The sequence below is a fragment of the Variovorax sp. 20P10.2.4 genome, assembly GCF_058244205.1.
On the sequence record NZ_JBZAYE010000663.1, the window covers coordinates 1 to 3,834 of the forward strand.

Genomic DNA, 3,834 nt, shown 5'->3' on the forward strand with positions numbered 1-3,834 from the left:
GGGCGCTCCGGTCCGCGCGTGGTGGTGGTCGTGCCGCCCAGGCTGCGGCGCGAACGGGTTTCGACGGCCGCGGCCGTGGCCGCGTTGGCCTCGGCCTCGCCCTTCTTGGTCAGGCTCAGCAGGTTGAGCTGGCCGTTCGGGTCGACGATCACGCGGGCGAAGAAGTCGGTCAGCGTGGTCTCGCGCACGTCGACGGTGGGCGCCGTATTGGGCGCCAGGCCCACCTGCAGGCCGCGCAGGCTCAGCGTCTTCCAGCTCAGCAACTGGTTGTTGTTGCGGTCGAAGCCCGGCGACTGGGTCAGCGACACGCTGTTGGCGCGGAAGTCGTCGAGCGCGGTGTCGCCCGCGAGCTTGACGGTCATGCCCGCCGGGGCGGTCGCGTAGTTCACGCTGCCGCGGTAACTGACGAAGGCCCGGCGGATGTCGACGTTGAGCGCGTCGGCGTAGTAGGCCTTGAACGCATGGGCCGGGAACGAGGCCACCTCGAGCCGGCCTTCGGCGGCCAGCGGCTTGAGCACGATGTGGCCCTTGTAGTCGAAGCGGCCCGGATCGGCGCGGCGGCCCGAGCCGATGCGGCCCGACACCTGCAGCGGCGACTTGGTGGCGGTCTCGGGCGCGAGCTTCTCGGCATTGAGCTTGAAGGCCGTGATCTCGACCGCGACCGGCGTGGCGCTGGCCTTGTCGGCATACGAGAGGCTGCCGTTGTCGACCGCGAACGTGCCGACGGTCAGCGCCCAGGGCTTGGTGTTGGCGCCCGGCGGTGCCGATTCGGGGCCGCTGCCGGCCGGCTTGGGCGCGGCCACCTTGGCCTCGGCTTCGGGCTTGCCGCCCGCGGCGGCCGGCGTCCTGAGCCAGCGCTCGAACATCCAGCGCTTCTCGCTGTCGCGCTCGATGCTGACCTTGGGATTGGTGGCGGTGAACGAGCCCACGGCCAGCGTGTGCTTCGCCATGTCGACCTCGGTATCGCGCAGCTCGAAGCGGCCGACGCTCGCGAGCGCGGTCTTGGCCTGGGTCAGCGCCAGGTTGTCGGCCGCCACCCGCTTGGCCTTGAAGCGCAGGTCCGGCGGAGCCCAGGCGACGTCGATCTCGCCGCTGAGCTTGCCGTCGAGCGTGGGCTCCAGGCTGTGGGCCAGGTAGGGCGCGGCCAGCGAGAGCGGCAGCGCGTCGACCTCGGTCTGCACGTCGGCCGCCTTGTCGGTGCCGCTGCCCTTGAACTTGAGCGTGGCGCCACCGACCGCGGTGCTGCCGCTGAACTGGGCCGGCTTCTCCATCGGCCAGGTGAGGGCCGTGACGTCGATGCCGAGTTCGGTGACGTCGATCGCCGCGCCGGGCTGCACGGTCTCGTCGCGCCAGCCGATGCGCCCGCCGCTGAGGGCGACCTTGTCGACCTGGACCTTGAGCGTGGGCTTGGGTGCCGCCGCGCCCGCGGCGCCGCTGGCGGCACTGGCAGATGAAGCGGGCGGTGCCGGCGGCTTGGCCGCGACCACCTTCTCGGTCTGGCCCGTGGCCGGATCGCGCGCCATCAGGTTGAGCTGGCCCGAGGCATCGCGCGCCACCACCAGTTGCGGGCTCGCCAGCGCGACCTCGCTGAGATGGAACACCGATTCGAGCGGCCGCACGTCGGCCAGCGCGAGCTTGAGCGAGTCGAAGGCCAGCAGGTCGCGCCCGCGCGCATCGGCCAGCTTGACGCCATGCGCCTCGACCGTGCCGGTGACCTTGAGGCCGACCGTGGTGGCCTGCTGGAAGTCGATCTTGAGGTCGGCGTCGAGGCTGCCGGCCTGCAGCTGCACCGGCAGGCCGCCCGGGATGTACCCCAGATAGGGCGCGAGGTCGAGCCCCTTGAACTGCACGTGGGCGTCGGTCTTGCGGCTGGCGGCGAAGGGCGTGGTCAGCGCGGCCGAGTCGAACTTGCTGCCGTTGAGCGCGAAGGCCAGCTTGGGCTCGGTGTTGACCTCGCGCTGCGAGGCCAGGTTGCTGAGGAACGGCACCTTGAGCACGAAGTCGCGCAGCTCATGGCGGCGCTTGACGGTCTGGTCGTCGAAGTCGACCGCGCCCTCGGTGATCGCGATGTTGTAGATGGCGAAGCGCGCGGGCTCGGCCTTGGGGTCGGGCGGCGGGCCGGAGGCCAGCTTGGCCAGGATGTCGTCGATGTCGTACTTGCCGTCGGCCTGGTGGGTCAGCAGGATGGCCGGCGCTTCCACCGTCACCGCATCGATCACGGGCGCGAGCCGGAACAACGACTGCAGCTCGGCATCGGCATAGATGCGCCGCACGGCGACCTGGGTGTTCTTGCCGTCGGCGGTGGCGATGCGCAGGTTGTTGAGCGTGAGCTCGAGGGTCCAGGGCTTGAAGCCGATGCGCTCCACCGTGACCTGGCGACCCAGCTTCTCGCTCGCGATCTTCTGCAGCTGGCTCTTGGCGATCGGCGGCACCGCCAGCCAGGCCAGGACCCAAAGGCCCAGAAGCACGAGCAGTGCAACGATCCCGCGTCGCACCCATTTGTTCTTTCTTAAGCTTTGTATCGAGGCGGCAGCATTCATTCGCGCGAGTGTGCCCCAAACAGGCGGCAAGCCAGAAACAAGAAAGCCCGGTGACGCGACGAATGTCATGTCACCGGGCTTGATGGCGGGCATACGACCCATTGCCATCGTTTCGCTCGACCGGAAGTCGATGGTTCCTGTCGTGCTGGCAGCAAGAGATTGCCGCCGTGGATCCTCCGCCGTTCGAGCCCGCGGCTTGCACCGTGACTGCCTGGCTTCGGAAAGCACCTGAAAACCTCAGGCCTGTTCAGCTTAGGCGCCCCTTCCCGGCTTTTCAAACCCGATTTTTCAAGGGATTTCCCTTAAGAAGGATGCGGTCCCGGACACGGATTTGAAACATTTGTTCGACACTTTTAAGAATTAAGACTGAATTCCTTATGCTTGACCGGGTATTTAGCAACGATAGAATCCCGCCTGCTCCGATCGCCCGACGCGACGGAACCACCCTGTATCCGCTGCCGACTCCCCCCGGCTTGATCAGACGGCCGCGCACCTTATCCCCCTGAGCGCGGAATCTGATTGGTACCAATCCAAGCGCCGCTGCCTCCATCCCATCGCCCTTCCCGGCGCTGCGACAGGTGCCGCACAGAAAGGAAGAGCGATGAACAAGGCGTTTGATGCCACGGCCCGCGGGCTGAGGACCTTCGTGTCCGATGTGGCAGACGGCTTTTTTGAAATCACGCACAACGGTTTCGCCCTGCTGGGCCTGGCCATCGTGTTCGCGGTCCTCGCCCTCGTGGCGCGGCCCGACCTGCGCCATCAAGGCGAAGAACAGCTCATGGGCTGGCTGCAGTCGCGCAAACCCGCGCCCGAAGCCACCGACCTCGAGCCGACCGCGATCGAGCGCACCACGGCCGCGAGCCCCGGCGACCTGCCCAAGCAGCAGGCCGCCGTGGCCTACTGGCTCAGCAAGAAGTACCGCGTCGCGGCCGAGCCGCTGAGCGTGCTCGTGGCCGAGGCCTACAACATCGGCAAGCACACCAAGCTCGATCCGACACTGATCCTCGCGATCATGGCGGTCGAGTCCAGCTTCAATCCGTTCGCGCAGAGCCAGGTCGGCGCGCAGGGGCTGATGCAGGTCATGACCCGCGTGCACGGCGACAAGTACGAGCCGGCCGGCGGCACGCTGACCGCCTTCGACCCCGTGACCAACATGCGGGTCGGCGTGAAGGTGCTGCAGGAATGCATCGCCCGCGCCGGTTCGCTCGAAGGCGGCCTGCGCTACTACGTGGGCGCGGCCAACCTCGAGGACGACGGCGGCTATGCCGGCAAGGTGATGGCCGAGCGCGAGCGC

2 protein-coding genes are annotated in these 3,834 nt (G+C 68.0%); one reads left to right on the plus strand and one right to left on the minus strand.

The genetic code is table 11. From position 1 onward, the window contains the following. On the minus strand, positions 1–2,468 hold a 2,468-nt coding region (locus AC27VN_RS35250), incomplete at its 3' end, for a DUF748 domain-containing protein (protein ID WP_490879613.1). Positions 2,469–3,141: 673 nt separating this feature from the next. Between AC27VN_RS35250 and AC27VN_RS35255 the strand changes: the two genes are divergently transcribed. Continuing rightward, on the plus strand, positions 3,142–3,834 hold a 693-nt coding region (locus tag AC27VN_RS35255), incomplete at its 3' end, for a lytic transglycosylase domain-containing protein (RefSeq protein WP_490879614.1).